We start from the raw sequence: 16,928 nt of genomic DNA on the forward strand, positions 1-16,928 counted from the left end.
CCTGCGACCGACCCGCCCGTCGGCTTGCACTCAGAGGGCAGGAGCCATGCAAACTGTCTGCATGTATTGCACTGCAACATAAACTATCAATACGCGTAGGAACTGAAGCAACACTGCGGATTATGCTCGCAATATTCCTGTGACCGGAATGGTCTCGGAATACCTGCATTGGCCGTCGCATCAATCACCGGATCCCATAGGGACACCGCCAACCTCGCGGCAATGGGCACAAGCCATTGCGATGGGACTTGGCGGTTTCTGCTTACAGGGCCCTTGAGAGTGAAGCGTATTTGGCTGCTGCCCCGCAGCCTGGACGACCTGTGTTGCGAATGGAGACCCTGTCTTGCGAGTGGAAACAAGGACCGCCTGCCATGCCAGCCACTTTGAGAGATGTCCCTATGCAGCCCAGCGGGCATGACACGAGGCGCCTGGATGCGCTTGAGGAGTACAAACTCATGGACAGTGGCGCCGATCCGCGCTTCGAGCGCATTGTGGAGATGGCCGTCGACCTCTTCGATATGCCCATTGCCTACATCTCCCTGATTGACGGCCAGCGGCAGTGGTTCAAGGCGAGGGTCGGACTGGAGCTATCGGAAACGCCGATCGAGCAGGCATTCTGCCTGCATACCATACAGCAGTCGGGTATCACGCTTGTCGAGGACGCACGACAGGATGCCCGCTTCGCGCATTTGCCCATGGTGACAGGCGCGCCGGGTGTTGTTTTCTATGCCGGCATTCCACTGTCCACGCCCGATGGATTCCGACATGGCACACTTTGCCTGATGGACCACAAGCCGCGCCGGCTTGATGAAAGACAGCGGCGACTCCTGGTTTCGCTGGCCGAAATAACCGTGGACGAGATGGAACTGCGCCGCAGAACCCTGCGGCTGGACGAGGAAAAGCGCCAGGCCGAACGTGCAGCCCGCATCAAGGACGACTTCCTGGCCATGATGAGCCACGAATTCCGCACGCCGCTCAACGCCATCCTGGGCTTTTCCGAGGTCATGGGAAGCGAGGCCCTGGGGCCACTGGGTCACGAGAAGTACCGCGACTATACCGCGGATATTCATAGCAGTGGCCGCCACCTGCTCTCCCTCATCGATGACCTTCTGGACAGTGCCGGCGACAGTGAGTTCAGCCTTCATGAGAAGCTGTTCGATCCCGCCAGCGTGGCTAGGGAAGCCGTGGACATCATGGCCCGGAAGGCCGAGGTGGCCAGCCTTGAACTGCAACATGACGTCGGCCCACAGGGCCACCGCTTTCACGGGGATCCGCGTCGCTTCCGGCAGATCGTGCTCAACCTGCTGTCCAATGCCATAAAGTTCACCGCACCCGGCGGCCAGGTAAGGCTTCGGCTTAAGCACCTGGAAGACGGGCGCCTGACTCTGAAGGTCGCCGACAACGGCGTCGGCATGACGCCAGAGGAACGCCGGCAGGCCCGCGAGATCTTCTATCGCGGGCGCGTCGCCGCCAGCCAGGCACGCGAGGGAACCGGAATCGGCCTGTCCCTCGTGGATCGCTTCACGCACGCCCACGATGGCCGCCTGCGGATCCTGAGTCGTCCGGGACGCGGCAGCCTGCTGCGCATCGATTTCCCGCAGGAACGCCTGCTGACTTGACCGCAGGCGGGGCCCAGAGGACTCTCTGGCCGGTTTTTGTCATACAGACATGAAGAAAGGCTCCGACATGACCAATCCCGATGACCTGATCCGCCTGCTCGACCTGGAACCGCATCCCGAGGGAGGTCGTTACCGGGAAATCTATCGCGCCAAGGCCCCAGAAGGCGAGCGCAGCAGCGTCACGGCCATCTATTACCTTTTGCGGGCCGGTGAACGCAGCCATTGGCACAGAGTGGACGCCACCGAGATCTGGCACTGGTACGCCGGCGGGCCCCTGGCCCTGCATCTCAACAGCGACGGCCGGACCAGCGAGACACATCACTTGGGCACCGATTTCGAAGCCGGTCAGCGGCCCCAGGTGATTCTGGAGCCCCATGTCTGGCAATCAGCGGAAAGCCTGGGCGACTGGACCCTGGTGGGCTGCACCGTCGCCCCGGCCTTCGAGTTCTCCGGCTTCGAACTTGCTCCCGAAGGCTGGGCGCCGGGCCATTGACCGGCCCCGACAGAGTGGGGCAGGACTTGCGTCAGTACATGTGCTGACCGCCGTTGATGGACAGAGTCGAACCGGTGATGAACCCGGCATTGTCGGACACCAGGAAGACCACACCGCGCGCGATTTCCTCCGGCTGGCCCAGTCGACCCACCGGGATTCGCGCGACGATCTTTTCCAGGACGTTCTCGGGCACGGCACGCACCATGTCGGTTTCGATATAGCCCGGTGCGATGGCATTCACCGTGACGCCCTTGCCGGCGCCTTCCTGGGCCAGGGCCTTTGTGAAGCCGTGGATGCCCGACTTGGCCGCAGCATAGTTCACCTGGCCGTACTGACCGGCCTGCCCGTTGATCGAGCCGATGTTGACGATTCGCCCGAAATTCTTTTCGCGCATGGATTCGATGACACAGCGGCAAAGGTTGAAACAGGAGGTCAGGTTGGTGTCGATGACAGCCTGCCACTGCTCCGGTGTCATCTTGTGAATGGTGCTGTCACGCGTGATTCCGGCGTTGTTCACCAGAACCTCCACCGGGCCGTGTTCCTGCGCGATCTTCTCGACCCCGGCCTTGACTGCTTCGAAGTCGGACACATCGAACTTGGCGACGGCTATCCCGGTTTCCTTCGAGAAAGCCTCGGCCGCTTCATCATTGCCGCCGTAATTGGCGACGACCCGATAGCCTTCGTTCTTCAAGGCGACACAGATCGCCGCACCGATGCCGCGCGTACCACCGCTTACCAAAGCCACTCTGGACATGATTTTTATCTCCCTGTCGTTTTCTGTGTGACGTCCTGCCCTTCTCTTTAGCGGCCCACTACCTTCGGACCTGTTACCGGATGAACCTGGCTGAAGCCGCCTGCGCATGGGTCAACCCACGTGCAGACGCCTCTTCCCTGTCAGGAAACGCCAGGCCTTCTCAAGCCTCAGTCACGGGCTAGGCACATGGCGATACCCATGCCGCCCCCGATGCAGAGCGTGGCCAGGCCCTTCTTGGCATCGCGACGGCCCATCTCGTGCAGCAGGGTAATCAGGATGCGCCCGCCTGAAGCCCCGATGGGGTGGCCCAGCGCAATGGCGCCGCCGTTCACATTCACCTTCTCGGGATCCCAGCCCATGTCCTTGTTCACAGCCAGGGCCTGGGCCGCAAAGGCCTCGTTGGCCTCGATCAGGTCCAGGTCATCGGCCGACCAGCCTGCCTTTTCCAGCGCCTTGCGGCTGGAGGGGATGGGGCCGGTGCCCATGATGGCCGGATCCACGCCGCAGGTCGCCCAGGAGGCTATGCGGGCCAAGGGGGTCAGACCTCGCTTCTCGGCCTCCTTGGCGCTCATCAGGACAACGGCGGCGGCCCCGTCATTGATGCCGCTGGCATTTCCGGCCGTGACCGTGCCCTCCTTGTCGAAGGCGGGGCGTAACTTGGCCAGACTTTCGGCGGTCGTGCCATGCTTGGGATATTCGTCCTCCTCGACCACGGACTCGCCCTTCCGGGTCTTGATGGTCACGGGGACGACTTCCTCCTTGAAACGGCCTTCCTTCTGGGCGGCTTCCGCCTTCTGCTGCGAATTGGCGGCAAAGGCGTCCTGCTCGTCGCGGGTCAGCTGCCATTTCTGGGCCACGTTCTCGGCGGTGTTGCCCATATGATAGCCATTGAAGGCATCCCACAGACCGTCCTTGATCATGGTGTCGACGAACTTGACGTCCCCCATCTTGTGACCGTTGCGCAGGTGTGCGCAGTGCGGGGCCTGACTCATGGATTCCTGGCCGCCGGCCACGACGATGGAGCTGTCGCCGGTCTGAATCGCCTGGTAGCCCAGAGCCACGCTGCGCAGGCCGGAACCACAGAGCTGATTGATCTGGTAGGCGGTCTTCTCCTGGGGGATACCGGCCTCCATGGCGGCCTGGCGTGCCGGGTTCTGCCCGGCGCCGGCCGTCAGGATCTGCCCCAGGATGGCTTCGTCCACTTCGCCGCCCTCGACTTTCGCGCGCTCAAGCGCAGCCCCGATGGCCACCGAGCCCAGATGCGAGGCGGCAACGCTGGACAGGGTCCCACTGAAGGCCCCCACCGGCGTGCGCGCTGCACTGACTATCACAACATCCGACATTCTGGCTTCCTCCTGGATTTATGTATTCCGTCCATACAGCTTGGGGCGAAATCGCGGAATGTTAAGAAGCCGCCCCTGATTTTTGCACCGCAATATGACCAGAGAGTACAACCTGCCTCCCGAAAGGGACAAGTTAAGAAACCGCTTTTTCCCGCATCCAGTCACGCAATGGCTCCCAAACGCGCGTACGGGCGCCACGGCTGGCAACCATGCCGATATGCCCCGCCCTGGGCCGGTGAATGGCACAGTCCGGCAGGGCCCGCGCAAGGCACAGGGCCGATTCCGGCGGCACGATCCGGTCCTCGGAGGGAACAATGCATAAGCAGGGCAGTTCGACTGTCCTGGGGTCCACTGGCCGGCCGGCCAGGCGCCAGCGCCCTTCACGGGCCGAGTTGACCGCATACCAGCCACCCAGGCACTCACGGGCCACGGGTGCGGCCAGGGGCACGCCGTCGTTCAGCCAGTCCTCGAGGGCCACAAAGGCATGGGCCTGCGCACTGTCCTGATCCAGCTTCGCAAAGTGGCGGAACTTGCGCACCGTTGCCATCGGATCCACGAGCGCGAAGAGCGCCTGCAGGATATCCACCGGCAGCTCTCCGATGATATCCATCAAGGAGCCCCAGGTGGCCAGGGCTGCCCGCCCCAGTGCCGCCTGGCCCGGAGCGGTATGGAAATCCCAGGGTGTCGCGAGCAGGGCCAGGGCGCTCAGATCGCCCGGGCGGCGCTGCGCCAGTGCCAGGGCCAGCAGTCCGCCCATGCAGTAGCCCAGTAGCAACGGCTTGGTCTGTGTTTCCCGGTGCAAGGCATCCAGGGCCGCCTCCAGGTATCCGGCGACATAGTCGGTCAATGTGAATGCGCGCTCACTGTCCCCGGGGGCGCCCCAGTCCATGAGGAAAACGCGGAACCCCTGCCCAGACAGCCAGCGGGCCAGCGAACAGCTTTCCGAAAGGTCCAGGATGTAGCCGCGATTGATCAGCGAGGGGACCAGCAGAACCGCAGGCCCTTCACCACCATAATCCAGAAGGCGTGCCGTTCCCTCCGCCCAGAGAGCCGGAGGGTCGGCCAGGTTGCGCCGATAGGCATGGCCTCTGTAGGCGGTGATGCCATCAAGCAGTTCCCCCCGTCTCTTGCGAATCTGACGGTCCAGGGCGCTTGCCAGGCTTGCCGGCGCGTCTGCGCCGCGAGCCAGTTCCAGCCGCAGGGCTTCCTCTTCGCTGCGCAGGCTCGGCGGCAAGTTCTGCAACCCGCTGCTCCAGCTCGGCCAGGCGGCGCTCGATCCGCTCCAGATCATCTGGGCCAGACCCAGATGCAGCATAAGCGGGCGTGGTCCCAGTCTCGGCTTCCCTGAAGCTGCTTGTGCGTCCGCTTCTCCCATGCGTCCTGTCTTCTTCCTTGCCTGGCTCGGACCGATCGCCGGCCGGATCTGCCATCGTCCCGGCAGAGGGCAGACTACCCCAGCCGGTTGCAGCCGCCCAGTTCCGCATATGCGCCATCCAGGCAGCGGTCAGGTTGTCGAGCGCCTGTCCAAGTTCCGGGTCCGCCGCGCGCAACGAAACCTCTCGCTCCCTGAGATCAAGGTAGCGCTCGGCCAGATCGTCCAGATGGCTTTCCTGCCGGGTCTTGCCTTCATCTTCCATGATGGTCGCACTATAGCGTTCCGGTTGCGACAAGGCCATGGCCCAGGCAACAGACAGGAAAAGCAGACACTCCCGCAATGCGGGGTGATTGACACTGCCCCGCCGGGGGCAGCACTATTCCCCTCACACAGCATGTATGCGTGGGCCATGCCACAACCCAGTGAGGCGTAGAACCTTGGAGAAATCAGAACGGACCGCCGATTCGGCACCGATAACCATCAAGAAGTACGCCAATCGAAGACTGTACAATACCGCAACCAGTAGTTACGTGACCCTGGATCATCTTTGCCAGATGGTTAAGGATGACGTGAATTTTGTCGTCTACGACGCCAAGAGCGGCGATGACATCACCCGATCCGTCCTGACTCAAATCATTGTCGAGGAAGAGGCCAAGGGTGAGAATCTCCTGCCCATTTCCTTCCTGCGCCAATTGATCTCATTCTACGGTCACGGCATGCGCTGGATGCTGCCAAGTTACCTGGAACAGACCATGGATGCCTTTGCCGCCAACCAGGAGGCCATGGCCAAGAACATGCAGGAAACCATGGGCGGGGTTTTCCCCTTCGGCAACATGGAGGAACTGGGCAAACAGAACATGGCCATGCTGCAGCGAACCATGAGCATGTTCACGCCCTTTGCCGAGGAAGGTGAGCAGAAGTCTCAGAACAGTCCGGAACAGGATACCACAAGCAGCGCCGGTTCATCGGACAAGGCGGCCGCCTCCAGTGCGCAGAATCGCGAAGAACAGCTGGAGCAACTGCAAAAGCAGGTCGAAGAACTGCGCAGCGAGCTGGGCAAGCTTTCGAAAAACAAGAAATAGGAATCCAAGGGCTGGCGCACCGGCCCTTCAGGTCAGCTGCAGGTCCTTCTGCCCTCCCAGCAGGAAGGTTGATGGGCGCCGGCCGACACCCAAATCCGGAACAGGTGACTGCTGGCGCCAGTTTGGCGCGACTTCCGGCATGCCGAAGTAATAACCCTGGATCATGTCCAGGCCTTCCCGCGCCAGGTAAGCCGCTTCCTCGGCCTGCTCGGCCCCTTCAGCCAGGGTTTCCAGCTTGAAGGCGCGCGCCAGGCTCAGCAGGTTGCGCAGGAACAGCTGATTTTCCGGCGAACGGGAGATATTTCGGATGAAGGAGCGGTCGATCTTCACCAGATCGACGGTCAGAGCCTTCAGGTGATTGAAGGTACTGAATCCGGCCCCGAAGTCGTCCAGGGCCACACGGCAGCCCAGGTCGCGCACTTGGGCCACGAAATGGGCCGTCTCCTCCACATCCAGCAGGGCTGCTGTCTCAGTGATCTCGACGATCAGGCGCCGCGCCACCTGCGGCCGGCCACTCAGGCGCTGGACCAGGGTGCGCAGCCAATCGTGATCGCCTGCAGTCAGTCCCGAGATGTTGAGCGCCAGCGTGATGGTGGGATGGCGCTCCAGGTCGGAGAGGACCAGGTTCAGCACGTGCAGGTCCAACAGGCGCATGAGGCCCAACTGCTCCACGGCGGGAATGAACTGAGCCGCGGGAATCAGGTTGCCCTCGGTATCCTGCAGCCGTGCCAGGCATTCATGGAAACGCACGGCATGGGTATTGGCATCGACCACGGGCTGATAGGCCAGGCAAAGACGACCATCCGTCAGCGCATTCTTGACGGCATTGCCGACTTCCATGCAGGCACGCACCTGTTGGCGATGCTCCTCGGAGATGGAATAGAAGGAGATGCAATCGCGCCCTGACCTCTTGGCATCGAACAACGCGCTTTCCGCCTTGGCCATCAGGTCCAGGGCATGCCCCTCGCGATCGGCGAACAGCACGCCGCCTATGGACGCCGAGAGGTGCAGTTCGCCGTTGGGGATCGACACGGGCGCCTCGCGCACACAGTCCCGCAGGGCCAGTGCAACACGGCGCACCTGATCTTCGGGCGTTGCCCTCAGGATCAGGCCGAAACGATCTCCGCCAATGCGCCCAAGGCAATCATCGGCGTGCAAGGTTTTCTGGATACGCCGCGCGGCCTCGACCAGGACGGCATCACCGGCCTGATAGCCATAGACGGAATTGATACGCGCCATGGAATCAAGGCCCAGAACCAGGAAAGCACCCTCGGTTTGGTTCGAGAGGTCTTCCTGAAGCATCTCACTCAAGGACAGGCGATTGGGCAGGGCAGTCAGATCATCCTGGCAGGCCAGGCGTTCCAGGCGTGCCTCCTGGCGTTTGCGTTCGGTCACACGGCGCATCACGCCGGTCAGGATACCGTGTCCTTCACCCCCATCCTTCCACATGGCCCCTCGGTCATGCAGCCAATGATAGCCCCCCTGGCCATCCCGGAAACGGTATTCGCAATCATAGTCTCCCTGGCCCAGAAGGTGATCGTCCAGAATCATCTGCCGCCGCAGACGGTCTTCCTGCGGTAATCTCTCGAGAAAGGCGGACAGGGTGGCGGGAACCTCTTCTTGGGCAAGACCCAGGCAGGATTCAGGGTTGCCCAACCATTCCAGCGTGCCGCTGGAAAGGTCGAATCGATAGACCAGGTCACCCGCGGTCTCGACCGCACGGTGCCAGTCCTGCCATTGCGAAGCGCTTTGTTCTTCCGGCGTCACCGCTTTCTACCCCTACCTGGTACAAGCTTTTGTTGACCGCCAATCCTCGCCTTCTTGCGAGCCACTGTGCGTAAGGAGAAAGGTCAGCATCGATTCCACGTCTTAATAAATCATGAAGTTTCGCCGGACTCTTTGATCGCCAAGTCTCCTGACAAACACAGGGAACATCAGGACAACTTGATACATAGTTTAACTGCATTCTCTGTAGATGGAGGCAAGCCGTCGAGCCATTTGCATGACCAAAAGGCAGGTACCCTCAAGGAGAGAACATAAATTATACATTCTTATCAGGGCACTAAGGTTCCTGTGACCATATCGTCCCTTTTGCGCCCGAAAAAAGTCACGGCCGCATCTTTCCATCTTGATAACAGGGCAGGAGGCGCCTTGGTTCTACCTGTGATTTTTGCCCGCATTACGCGTATAAACCTTGTTTTCTCTTTCATTTTCACTCAAATGCAAGCTTTTCCAAAAAGCTAAGATCAGCTGTGACAAAAGCGCTCAGTCATAATCACGTATCAGCTATGCATTTTTTGTTTTAACTTTTGGTTGCTTTCACGAATACAAAAACGGCATTGTCCACACGTGGTATACAACCTGAAAAGCAACTTCTGCGTTAACTGTCTGAGAATCATGAATATCCGTAACCGCAATATCGAACAGTCCGTCGGAACACGCATTCGTCAACGCCGGACGGAACTGGGCTATACACAGCAGCAGCTCGCGCAGCGCGTCGGGCTGACCTATCAGCAGATCCACAAGTATGAGCGCGGCACCAACCGCATATCGGTTGCACGCTTGGTCGACCTTGCCGAAGCGCTGGAGATCGAGGTTGCCTACTTTATTGCGGACATCTCCGCCGAGCAGGCACCGCGCCCCCTGACCCAGCAGCGGCTGGGACTGGACATGGCAAGAAACTTCTCGTCGATTTCCGATGCGAATTGTCGTGAAGCCCTGGCACGCCTCTGCCGGGCCGTGGCCCGGGTGTCAGAAGGCTAAGCCGGCGCCAATTAAAAACAGGGCTGTATCCACAGCCACCAGTCAAGTCTCCCCAGGGTCAAGTTTCCGTACCCACGGGCTCCGAAATCATCTGAACGGCGCCGTCGCGTACAGCATGGAAAAAGCAGTTCGGACGATTCGTGTGACAAGCTGGCCCCGTCTGCTCGACCAGAAGCAGAACGGCATCTTGGTCACAGTCATAGCGAAACTCGACAAGACGCTGGGCATGTCCGGAACTTTCCCCCTTGCGCCAAAGCGCCTGCCTTGAACGCGACCAGTAGCAGGCCCGCCCCCGGCGTAGTGTCTCGGCAACCGCCTGTGCATTCATCCAGGCAAGCATCAGGACTTCGCCACTGTCATGCTGTTGCGCAATGGCTGGGATCAGGCCTGACTCGTCGAACTTCAGGACAGCAATGACCTTTTCGATAACGTCCTCGCCGACACGAGCCGTGCATTCATCCGTCATTGTCCTGCCTTGTCTGCTGTTTGGCTGGCCCCCGCCTGCTCGGAGGCTTCGCGTGGACCAGTCAGGGAATCCAGAAGTTTCTCGATCCATTGCTGCGATACGTCGCGCGTGATGAAGACCAATCGCGTCGAGCGGTCCTCATCCGGCCAGGCCTCCATCCAGACCACCGGGTGAAAGAGATGCTGCACCCCGTGAATCACGGCCGGCTTCTCGGGCTTCTCCTCGATGTTCACGATCCCCTTCACGCGCAGGACATCAGGGCCTCGATTGGCCATCAGAAGTTCCAGGAAGAGCGAAAAGCCCGCCCCCGATACCGGTTCTTCACGCACTATGGAGAAAGCCCGAATGCGATCATCGTGGCGATTTACATCGTGCCCATGACCACCAGGCCCATGACCGCCATGCTCATGATCGCCATGCCCATGGTCATGAGCCGTGCGATAGGCCTCTTCCTGCAGCCAGCGGCGCACATCCTCGCCGCGCGCCTCCAGGGCATAGAAACCGGCACCGAACAGATCATCAGGCGCGATTTCTCCCATGATGGCGCGTTGCCGTTGCGCCCCGGGATTGAGGCTGGTCAACCTTGCTTCCAGTGCGGCACACGCCGCCTCCGGAAGGTCGCACTTTGTAATGACCAGGCGGTCGGCGACGGCGGCCTGCTTTACGGCCTCCTCATGCCGGTCAAGGGTCGCAAGACCGTTTACGCCGTCAATCACGGTGATCACACCGTCCAGTCGGAAGCGCGCGGCCAATTTCGGATCGTTCATGAGGGTGTGCAGGACCGGTGCCGGATCTGCCAGCCCCGTGGTTTCGATGACCACGCGCGAGAAAGCTGCCACCTCGCCGTTCTCGCGCTTGGTGAACAGGTCATCCAGCGTCGTGACCAGATCCCAACGCACGGTACAGCAGAGACAGCCGCTGTTGAGCTCGACGATCTTCTCTTCGCTGTCAGCCACCAGAACATGGTCCAGGCCGACCTCACCGAACTCGTTGACGATCACGGCCGTATCCGACAGTTCCGGACAGGACAGCAGATGACGCAACAGGGTGGTCTTCCCGCTGCCCAGGAAGCCCGTCAGGATGGAAACCGGAATCAGAGACAAGACATCACCTCGCATGACCTGCTGGCTGCGCAGGCCAGCAGGAAGCCTGCAGCCCGGCAACTTCAATTTCTCTCACCTTGAGCCGCAAGTGTAGCGCGCCTGCCAGGCAGAACAAGGAAGCCCGTCCTGATAGCAGGTTTTGTTGACTGACTTGATGCTGCACGCTTGGCAAACAGTTCTGTCTTCGTATCATGCCGGCGGTAGGGGTGAACAGCATTCCAGGCTCGGCCGTCGATACCTGCACGCGATGGACAGGGCGACGTTTGGGCCCGATTATATACCCCTCAACCTTGAGAAGTCCGCCGCAGCACTGCACTGGAGCCACCTGAAGCATGTCCCTGGGTTTTCGCGATCCCTATGAACGCCGCCGCAAACAGCGGCGCTGGACAGTGATCAAGCTGTTCATCTTCCTGGGATTCCTCGGCGCTGTCGGATGGATGGCCTATGGCATGGGCTTGCAGATCGGCCAGGGCGAAAGCGATGCGCTGCGCCAGCAACTGGACGCCAGTCGAGCGCAGGTGCGTACGCTACAGAGCGAGAACGGACGCCTGGAGAACCAGCAGCAGGCCGCCCAGGAACGTGCCAGGCAATTGGAGCAGCGCTACGAGGAGGACGTTCCGCAAGGTGAAATGGCGCAACTCCTGGACCTCGCTCGGACAAGGATCGAGGAGGGCGTGGATATCGAGCGGCTGGCTTTCGTCCTCGAATCCGTCAGCCGTGACCGCGATTGCAGCGGCCCCACCGGAAGCCGGCGCTTCCTGGTCAGCACACCGATATTTGCCAACGAGGGAAACAACAGCGCCAGCTTTGGCGACGGCGCCGTCACCCTCACGGCCATGGGGGACTCGGCCGTGAACGAAGATGGCAACCCCGAGGCCTGGTTCGATCCGGAACAGCCCCTGAGCGTAACGGCAACGGTTATCGGAGGAGAGGAGTCCCAGTTCGAGGGCGAACTGCCGCTGCATTTCTCTGTGGTGGAATCTAACCGCGAACACCGCTTTACGGTTCAGGCGCAGCAGCGCGGCTATGTCGAGGTCACGCACGAACGCTGCAGCTTCCCCTGAGTCCCAACTGCAACGTGCCCAGCCTTTCGGTCATAATTCCCACATACAATGCAGGCAAACAGCTGGCGGCCTGTCTGGACAGCCTGCTGGCGCAGCGCGTGACTGCGCGTGAGCAGGAAGTGGAAATCATTGTCTCCGATGGCGGCTCGAGCGATGAAACGCTTCAATTGGCGCACACTTGGAACTGCCGCCTTATGGAGGGACCACCCGGGCGGGGCGGACAGCTGCACAGGGGCGCACAGGCAGCCGTCGGCGAGTGGCTGTTCTTCCTGCACGCGGATTGCCAATTGCCAGCCGACTGGCCAACGCCCCTCCAGACCTTCCTGGCAGATGAGAAAAATCGGGAGAGGGCGGGTTACGGACGACTGCATTTCGCCAGTTCAAAATCCGCGGCCCGGCGCGTGGAGCGCCTGGCCAACTGGCGCACCGAAACGCTGGGACTGCCCTATGGCGACCAGGGCCTGCTCATACACAGCTCTGCCTATAACAGGCTGGGCGGCTATCGCGACATCCCTCTCATGGAGGATGTGGACCTTGTCCGGCGGCTTGGACGCAAGCACCTGAAGCCTCTGGACCTGGAGGTGACGACTTCCGCCGAGAAGTACGAGCAGCAGGGCTGGTGGAAACGCCCCAGCCTCAATCTCTGCCGGCTTGCCCTCTTCCTGCTGGGGGCGTCTCCGGAACGCCTGGCGCGAGGATACCGATGAGATCGCCCGCTCGCCTGGTCATCATGGCGCGACAGCCCCTTTTCGGAACGGGAAAGCGGCGTCTGGCCGCTCAATGCGGGGAATTGGCCGCCTGGCAGTTTCAAAGACGGAACCTGGATCGGCTGGTCCGAAAGCTCGGGAACGACCCACGCTGGCGGCTGGAGCTGGCGCTCACCCCACATTCAGCCCATGCGCCGATCCCTCCGGCCCGGCATTTTCCCCGCCACCGCCAACAGGCGGGAGACCTGGGCCAGCGGATCCTGGGGGAACTCTTTCCCCCTCATCGGAAAACGATTCCCGGACCCTGCCTGGTCATCGGCGCCGATATTGCCGCCGTTCGCCCCCGTCACATCCTGCGTGCCCTCAGGGCAGTGCACCGCTGCGACTGGGTCTTGGGACCGGCCGAAGATGGCGGCTTCTGGCTGATCGGCACAAGAGTGAACAGACGCAAGGCACCAGACTTCACAGGAGTACCCTGGGGAACGGCACAGGCTTTCGAGATCGTGCGGCAACGCCTGCCGGGAAGCTGCGCCCTGGTCGACAGGCTGTACGACGTCGACGAGGCCAGCGACCTGGAGCGCTGGCGACATGAGGGCTGAGACGCGCTGGGCTTCAGGCCAACTGTTCGCGCAGGCGAGGCATCAATTCCACAAGGTTGCAGGGGCGATGCCGGCTGTCCAGCTGGGGACGGAGCACCTCTTCCCAGCCATCGCGACAAGCGCCCGGAGAGCCTGGCAGGGCGAAGAGATAGGTGCCATTGGCCACACCGCCCAGCGCCCGTGACTGCAGAGTCGAGGTTCCGATCTTCTGGTAGCTGATCCAGCGGAACAATTCGCCGAATCCCTCGATCTCCTTTTCAAGAACGCCCCGAAAGGCCTCGGGCGTGACATCCCGGCCGGTGACGCCCGTACCGCCGGTGGAGATCACCACATCCACTTCGGGCGTCGCGATACAGCCGTTCAGAAACGCCGTGATCGCGTCCACCTCATCCCGGCAGATCTCGCGCCGTACGACATGATGGCCATCACGTCGGATCATCTCCTCCAGGCGGTCTCCGGACTTGTCCTCAGCCCGCGAACGACTGTCGGAGACCGTCAGGATGGCTATGTTCACCGAGAGAAACGGCAGGCTTTCGTCAATGGGTGCCATGCGGCCTGATCCTTCGCCACCACGCCCCCTGCGAGGGGCCTTTCAGTCATGGGAGGCGTAGCGCGGCCAGTCGCCACTGGCCATATCCTCCAGGGAAGACGGTATTTGACCCAGGCGCTTCCTGTAAATCCACAGATTGGTCAGCACAGACCGGACAAATTGCCGCGTCTCGAAGGACGGCAGGCTTTCCAGGAACAGCAGCGGATCCTCCAGGATTGTTCCCTTGGCATCGGCCAGTTGCTCCTCCCACTTCTGCAGGTTACCAGGCCCGGCATTATAGGAAACCATCAGGCGGATCAGGTCCTCACCGACCTGCGGATATTCCATCAGATAGAGCAGGTACTGCTGGGCATAGGCCAGGTTGATGTCGGGCTTGTCCAGCGGCTGTCCGCTGATCGGTTTCAGACTCTCCCGCTTCTGGGCCAGATAGCGCGCCGTCGCGGGCATTATCTGCATCAGGCCGCGCGCGCCCAAGCCGCTTCTGACATGTGTCTGGAAATTCGATTCCTGACGCATGAAGGCATAGAGCAGGGCGCGATCGAGCTGGAAACCGCCGTGCGGCTCCCAGGGCGGAATGGGATAGAGCCCGACGTCCAGCGAGCCCATCCTGTCATCCGAATCCAGTTCGCCGACCATGACCCCCGCCAAGCGGTAAGCCAACGAAGGAACGCCCGTGCGGTCGGCCAGATAGAGCACACCCTCTATCTCCTCACCGCTCAGGTTGCCTTCCAGCAGGGCAAATTCCTTGCGGGCCAGCTCCGCCTGTCCGGCCTGGGACAGCGCCACGGCACGGGCGATGCGCGGCTGCGCCATCAGGGATTCAAGGACATCCGAAGCTGGCGCATAGCGCGCAAAATCGAAGCTGGGCCGTAAGCCCAGGGCATAATGGGCCATCAACCCATAGAAGGTGCGCGGATACTTCAACGCTGCGCGCAACCACCGGCTCATCTCCTGCGGGCGTTCCTGTTTCAGCGCAGCGCGGGCCGCCCAATAGGCACCGGCCGCCCGTTGGTTGTCCGCAGCGGAGGCCGAAGAGGCCAGGGCGACGAAATGGCCGCGCGCCCGATCCGGACGCCCCTGCCGCCAGGCGGAGAGACCTGCGATCCAGTGGGCGCGCGGCGCATGCTTCCAGGCTTTCTCCGTGGCCTTCTCCGCCAATTCCAGGGCCTTGCCCAGATCCCCCTGGAAATACCATCCGTGCGCCACAGTGCCCAACGCCTGTGCCATCTCGGCACGGCTCAGAATCCTCTGTGTATCCGCCTTGGCCAGCCTTTCCTCGCTGACCGTCAGGCGTGTATTCAGGACATTGCTGCGAATCTGGGCCAACAGGCTGCGGGCCTGCTCGCGAACAGCCGCGCTGCGGTCATCACTTACCTGTAGCTCCGGCTCTGGCTCACTGTCCATTTCCAGGCTCAAGCGACCCGCAGTTTTCGGTTCTGGTGGCGCGACCTGGCTGGAAGGGCGGCGTTGCATGGCCAGTTTGTGAACACGCTTTGCACCGGGATGATCGGCATAGTCCGCCAACCAGTCGGACAGTTCGCTGTAACTCGAGCGATAGTCGGTGGGGTGCATGTAGCGCTGGTACAGTACATGCCCCATCAGACGGTCATCCCCCAGACGGGCAATCACGGCATCGGCCGCGGACCAGCGCCCGGCTTCCTGAAGCGTGAAGATTTCTCGATAACGGCGCTCATCAGGGGCCGACAGAACCTTCGGCAAGCCGCCGCGTTGCGGCGGGCCGATCTGTGGCAAGGCAGCCGTTTTCGTGTCATGGATGATGGCCGGCGTGGTCTGTGCCGCAGCCCCGTTGTCAAAGACGGTTTGTCCGGACAGGACAGCAAACAGAACCACCACCACTATGGCGCAGGACCTGCGCCATGTGATTTCTGTCAGCACGAATCTTCCTTCCGCCCGTTATCCTTTTCAATGCCCCAAGCGCATTTTATTGACTTTTCCGGAATCTTCCAGCCATAGAAGACTCTTAGTTATCCACAGGCCGTGAACAGCATGCCCCAGGTCTTGAAAACAGCCGGTTTCAGCCGATTTCGGGCTTCGTCTCGCCCCGCAGGACGGCACGAAATGCCAACATGTCGCGCCAGGCATGGCGTTTCTGCGCGGGCTGGCGCAGAAGGTAGGCTGGATGCAGGCTGGCAATGGCCGGGATGGGTGCCGACAAACCTTCATGCTGGTAGGCGAACCACTTGCCACGCAGGCGGGTGATCCCCTGGGTCGTGCCCAGCAGGGTCTTGACCGAGACATTGCCGATCATCAGCAGCAGTTCTGGCCGGATCAACTCGATCTGGCGCTCCACGAAGGGCAGGCACAGGCCGATCTCGCGCGTATCCGGGGTCCGGTTGCCCGGCGGGCGCCAGAAGAGAATGTTGGTGATATAGACTTCCTCGATGGCGATTCCGGCGCTTTCCAGCATGGTATCGAGCATGCGGCCTGCTGCGCCCACGAAGGGTTGCCCCTGAATGTCCTCGTCCCGTCCCGGTGCCTCGCCGATCAGCATGACCTTCGCGGACTTGCTGCCGCGATAGATCACGGTGTTGCTGGCCGACCTCTTCAACTCACAGCCTTCGAAAGTCCGAATTGCTTCGTGCAGACTTTCCAGGTCATTCGCCGCTGCAGCGGCATCGCGTGCGTTCTGCAACACGGCCTCGGCCGGCTGCAGCGGCCCCTGCTCGCCAGGATGCCAGACCGGTGGCTGAGCGTCAGACATCCCGGGCGCGCTCATGCCCTGTGCCCTGTGCCCGTCACGGGCAGTGGGCGGTGCCGGTGTCATGGAGTTCTGCGCCTGAGACGAAGCTGCGGGCACGGACGCCTGTTCCGCGCGGGCTTCCGGCGCACGAAAACGGTCGCGAGACGTTTCTTCCAGGGCCTCATCGGCCCCCATCTCGATCAGCCACTCCAGGGCGGCCCGCGCTTCTCTGTTGGACATTGCAGACGTCATGGTCTGAAATTAGCAGCCCTTCCCTCGGGAAGGAACGGCAATCACCGCCACTGGACG

16 protein-coding genes are annotated in these 16,928 nt (G+C 61.6%); 7 read left to right on the plus strand and 9 right to left on the minus strand.

The annotated features are described in order from the left end of the window. Positions 1-455 precede the first annotated feature (455 nt). Both G502_RS0105355 and G502_RS0105360 read left to right on the plus strand, forming a co-directional pair. Positions 456-1,619, plus strand: a complete 1,164-nt coding sequence (locus G502_RS0105355; RefSeq protein ID WP_211217803.1) for a GAF domain-containing sensor histidine kinase — start codon at positions 456-458, stop codon at positions 1,617-1,619. Between the two features lie 67 nt (positions 1,620-1,686). After that, positions 1,687-2,112 carry a cupin domain-containing protein gene (locus G502_RS0105360; protein WP_026989099.1) on the plus strand — a complete coding sequence of 142 codons (426 nt, stop codon included), beginning with the start codon at positions 1,687-1,689 and terminating at the stop codon, positions 2,110-2,112. Between the two features lie 31 nt (positions 2,113-2,143). Here the strand turns inward: G502_RS0105360 and phbB are convergent, their stop codons facing one another. From phbB to G502_RS0105375, 3 genes are all read right to left on the minus strand, one after another. Beyond that, positions 2,144-2,866, minus strand: a complete 723-nt coding sequence (gene phbB / locus G502_RS0105365; protein ID WP_022727632.1) for an acetoacetyl-CoA reductase — start codon at positions 2,864-2,866, stop codon at positions 2,144-2,146. Between the two features lie 167 nt (positions 2,867-3,033). Continuing rightward, a complete protein-coding gene (locus tag G502_RS0105370; protein ID WP_022727633.1) occupies positions 3,034-4,209 on the minus strand; it encodes an acetyl-CoA C-acetyltransferase in 1,176 nt (391 codons plus the stop codon). Between the two features lie 133 nt (positions 4,210-4,342). Further along, positions 4,343-5,584, minus strand: coding sequence for an alpha/beta fold hydrolase (locus tag G502_RS0105375; protein ID WP_051152045.1), 1,242 nt, complete (start codon positions 5,582-5,584; stop codon positions 4,343-4,345). A gap of 437 nt (positions 5,585-6,021) precedes the next feature. Here G502_RS0105375 and phaR point away from each other — a divergent pair, with 437 nt between their 5' ends. Further along, positions 6,022-6,666: a polyhydroxyalkanoate synthesis repressor PhaR gene (phaR, locus tag G502_RS0105385; RefSeq protein WP_022727636.1), complete on the plus strand. Its 645-nt coding sequence runs from the start codon at positions 6,022-6,024 to the stop codon at positions 6,664-6,666. 27 nt (positions 6,667-6,693) lie between these two features. Here the strand turns inward: phaR and G502_RS0105390 are convergent, their stop codons facing one another. Then, entirely contained in the window at positions 6,694-8,433 is a 1,740-nt protein-coding gene (locus G502_RS0105390; RefSeq protein ID WP_022727637.1) for a putative bifunctional diguanylate cyclase/phosphodiesterase, read from the minus strand. A gap of 630 nt (positions 8,434-9,063) precedes the next feature. On the opposite strand from G502_RS0105390, the gene G502_RS0105395 reads away from it, so the two are divergent. Beyond that, positions 9,064-9,429 (plus strand): helix-turn-helix domain-containing protein, encoded by a 366-nt coding sequence (locus tag G502_RS0105395; RefSeq protein ID WP_022727638.1) that lies wholly within the window; start codon positions 9,064-9,066, stop codon positions 9,427-9,429. 58 nt (positions 9,430-9,487) lie between these two features. On the opposite strand, the gene hisI is transcribed toward G502_RS0105395, so the two are convergent. Then, on the minus strand, positions 9,488-9,895 hold the full coding sequence (hisI, locus tag G502_RS0105400) for a phosphoribosyl-AMP cyclohydrolase (protein WP_022727639.1): 408 nt from the start codon (positions 9,893-9,895) through the stop codon (positions 9,488-9,490). Further along, positions 9,892-10,998 carry a CobW family GTP-binding protein gene (locus G502_RS0105405; protein WP_081649719.1) on the minus strand — a complete coding sequence of 369 codons (1,107 nt, stop codon included), beginning with the start codon at positions 10,996-10,998 and terminating at the stop codon, positions 9,892-9,894. The genes hisI and G502_RS0105405 overlap by 4 nt, the downstream gene beginning before the upstream one ends. 332 nt (positions 10,999-11,330) lie before the next feature. On the opposite strand from G502_RS0105405, the gene G502_RS0105410 reads away from it, so the two are divergent. Genes G502_RS0105410 through G502_RS0105420 form a run of 3 tightly spaced genes read left to right on the plus strand, consistent with a single transcriptional unit; the run spans position 11,331 to position 13,368 of the window. Then, positions 11,331-12,062 carry a hypothetical protein gene (locus G502_RS0105410; protein ID WP_022727641.1) on the plus strand — a complete coding sequence of 244 codons (732 nt, stop codon included), beginning with the start codon at positions 11,331-11,333 and terminating at the stop codon, positions 12,060-12,062. A gap of 14 nt (positions 12,063-12,076) precedes the next feature. Beyond that, positions 12,077-12,769, plus strand: a complete 693-nt coding sequence (locus tag G502_RS0105415) for a TIGR04283 family arsenosugar biosynthesis glycosyltransferase (RefSeq protein ID WP_022727642.1) — start codon at positions 12,077-12,079, stop codon at positions 12,767-12,769. Next, on the plus strand, positions 12,766-13,368 hold the full coding sequence (locus tag G502_RS0105420; RefSeq protein WP_022727643.1) for a TIGR04282 family arsenosugar biosynthesis glycosyltransferase: 603 nt from the start codon (positions 12,766-12,768) through the stop codon (positions 13,366-13,368). Before G502_RS0105415 ends, G502_RS0105420 begins: the two co-directional genes overlap by 4 nt. Positions 13,369-13,381: 13 nt before the next feature. Here G502_RS0105420 and moaB read toward each other — a convergent pair whose 3' ends face one another. The 3 genes from moaB to G502_RS18765 form a co-directional block, all read right to left on the minus strand. Next, positions 13,382-13,918 carry a molybdenum cofactor biosynthesis protein B gene (gene moaB / locus G502_RS0105425; RefSeq protein WP_022727644.1) on the minus strand — a complete coding sequence of 179 codons (537 nt, stop codon included), beginning with the start codon at positions 13,916-13,918 and terminating at the stop codon, positions 13,382-13,384. 42 nt (positions 13,919-13,960) lie between these two features. Continuing rightward, entirely contained in the window at positions 13,961-15,814 is a 1,854-nt protein-coding gene (locus G502_RS18760) for a lytic transglycosylase domain-containing protein (RefSeq protein WP_022727645.1), read from the minus strand. 139 nt (positions 15,815-15,953) lie between these two features. Beyond that, positions 15,954-16,859 carry a uracil-DNA glycosylase gene (locus G502_RS18765; protein WP_051152050.1) on the minus strand — a complete coding sequence of 302 codons (906 nt, stop codon included), beginning with the start codon at positions 16,857-16,859 and terminating at the stop codon, positions 15,954-15,956. Positions 16,860-16,928: the final 69 nt, after the last annotated feature.

The organism is Fodinicurvata sediminis DSM 21159 (assembly GCF_000420625.1).
Taxonomy (GTDB): domain Bacteria; phylum Pseudomonadota; class Alphaproteobacteria; order Kiloniellales; family DSM-21159; genus Fodinicurvata; species Fodinicurvata sediminis.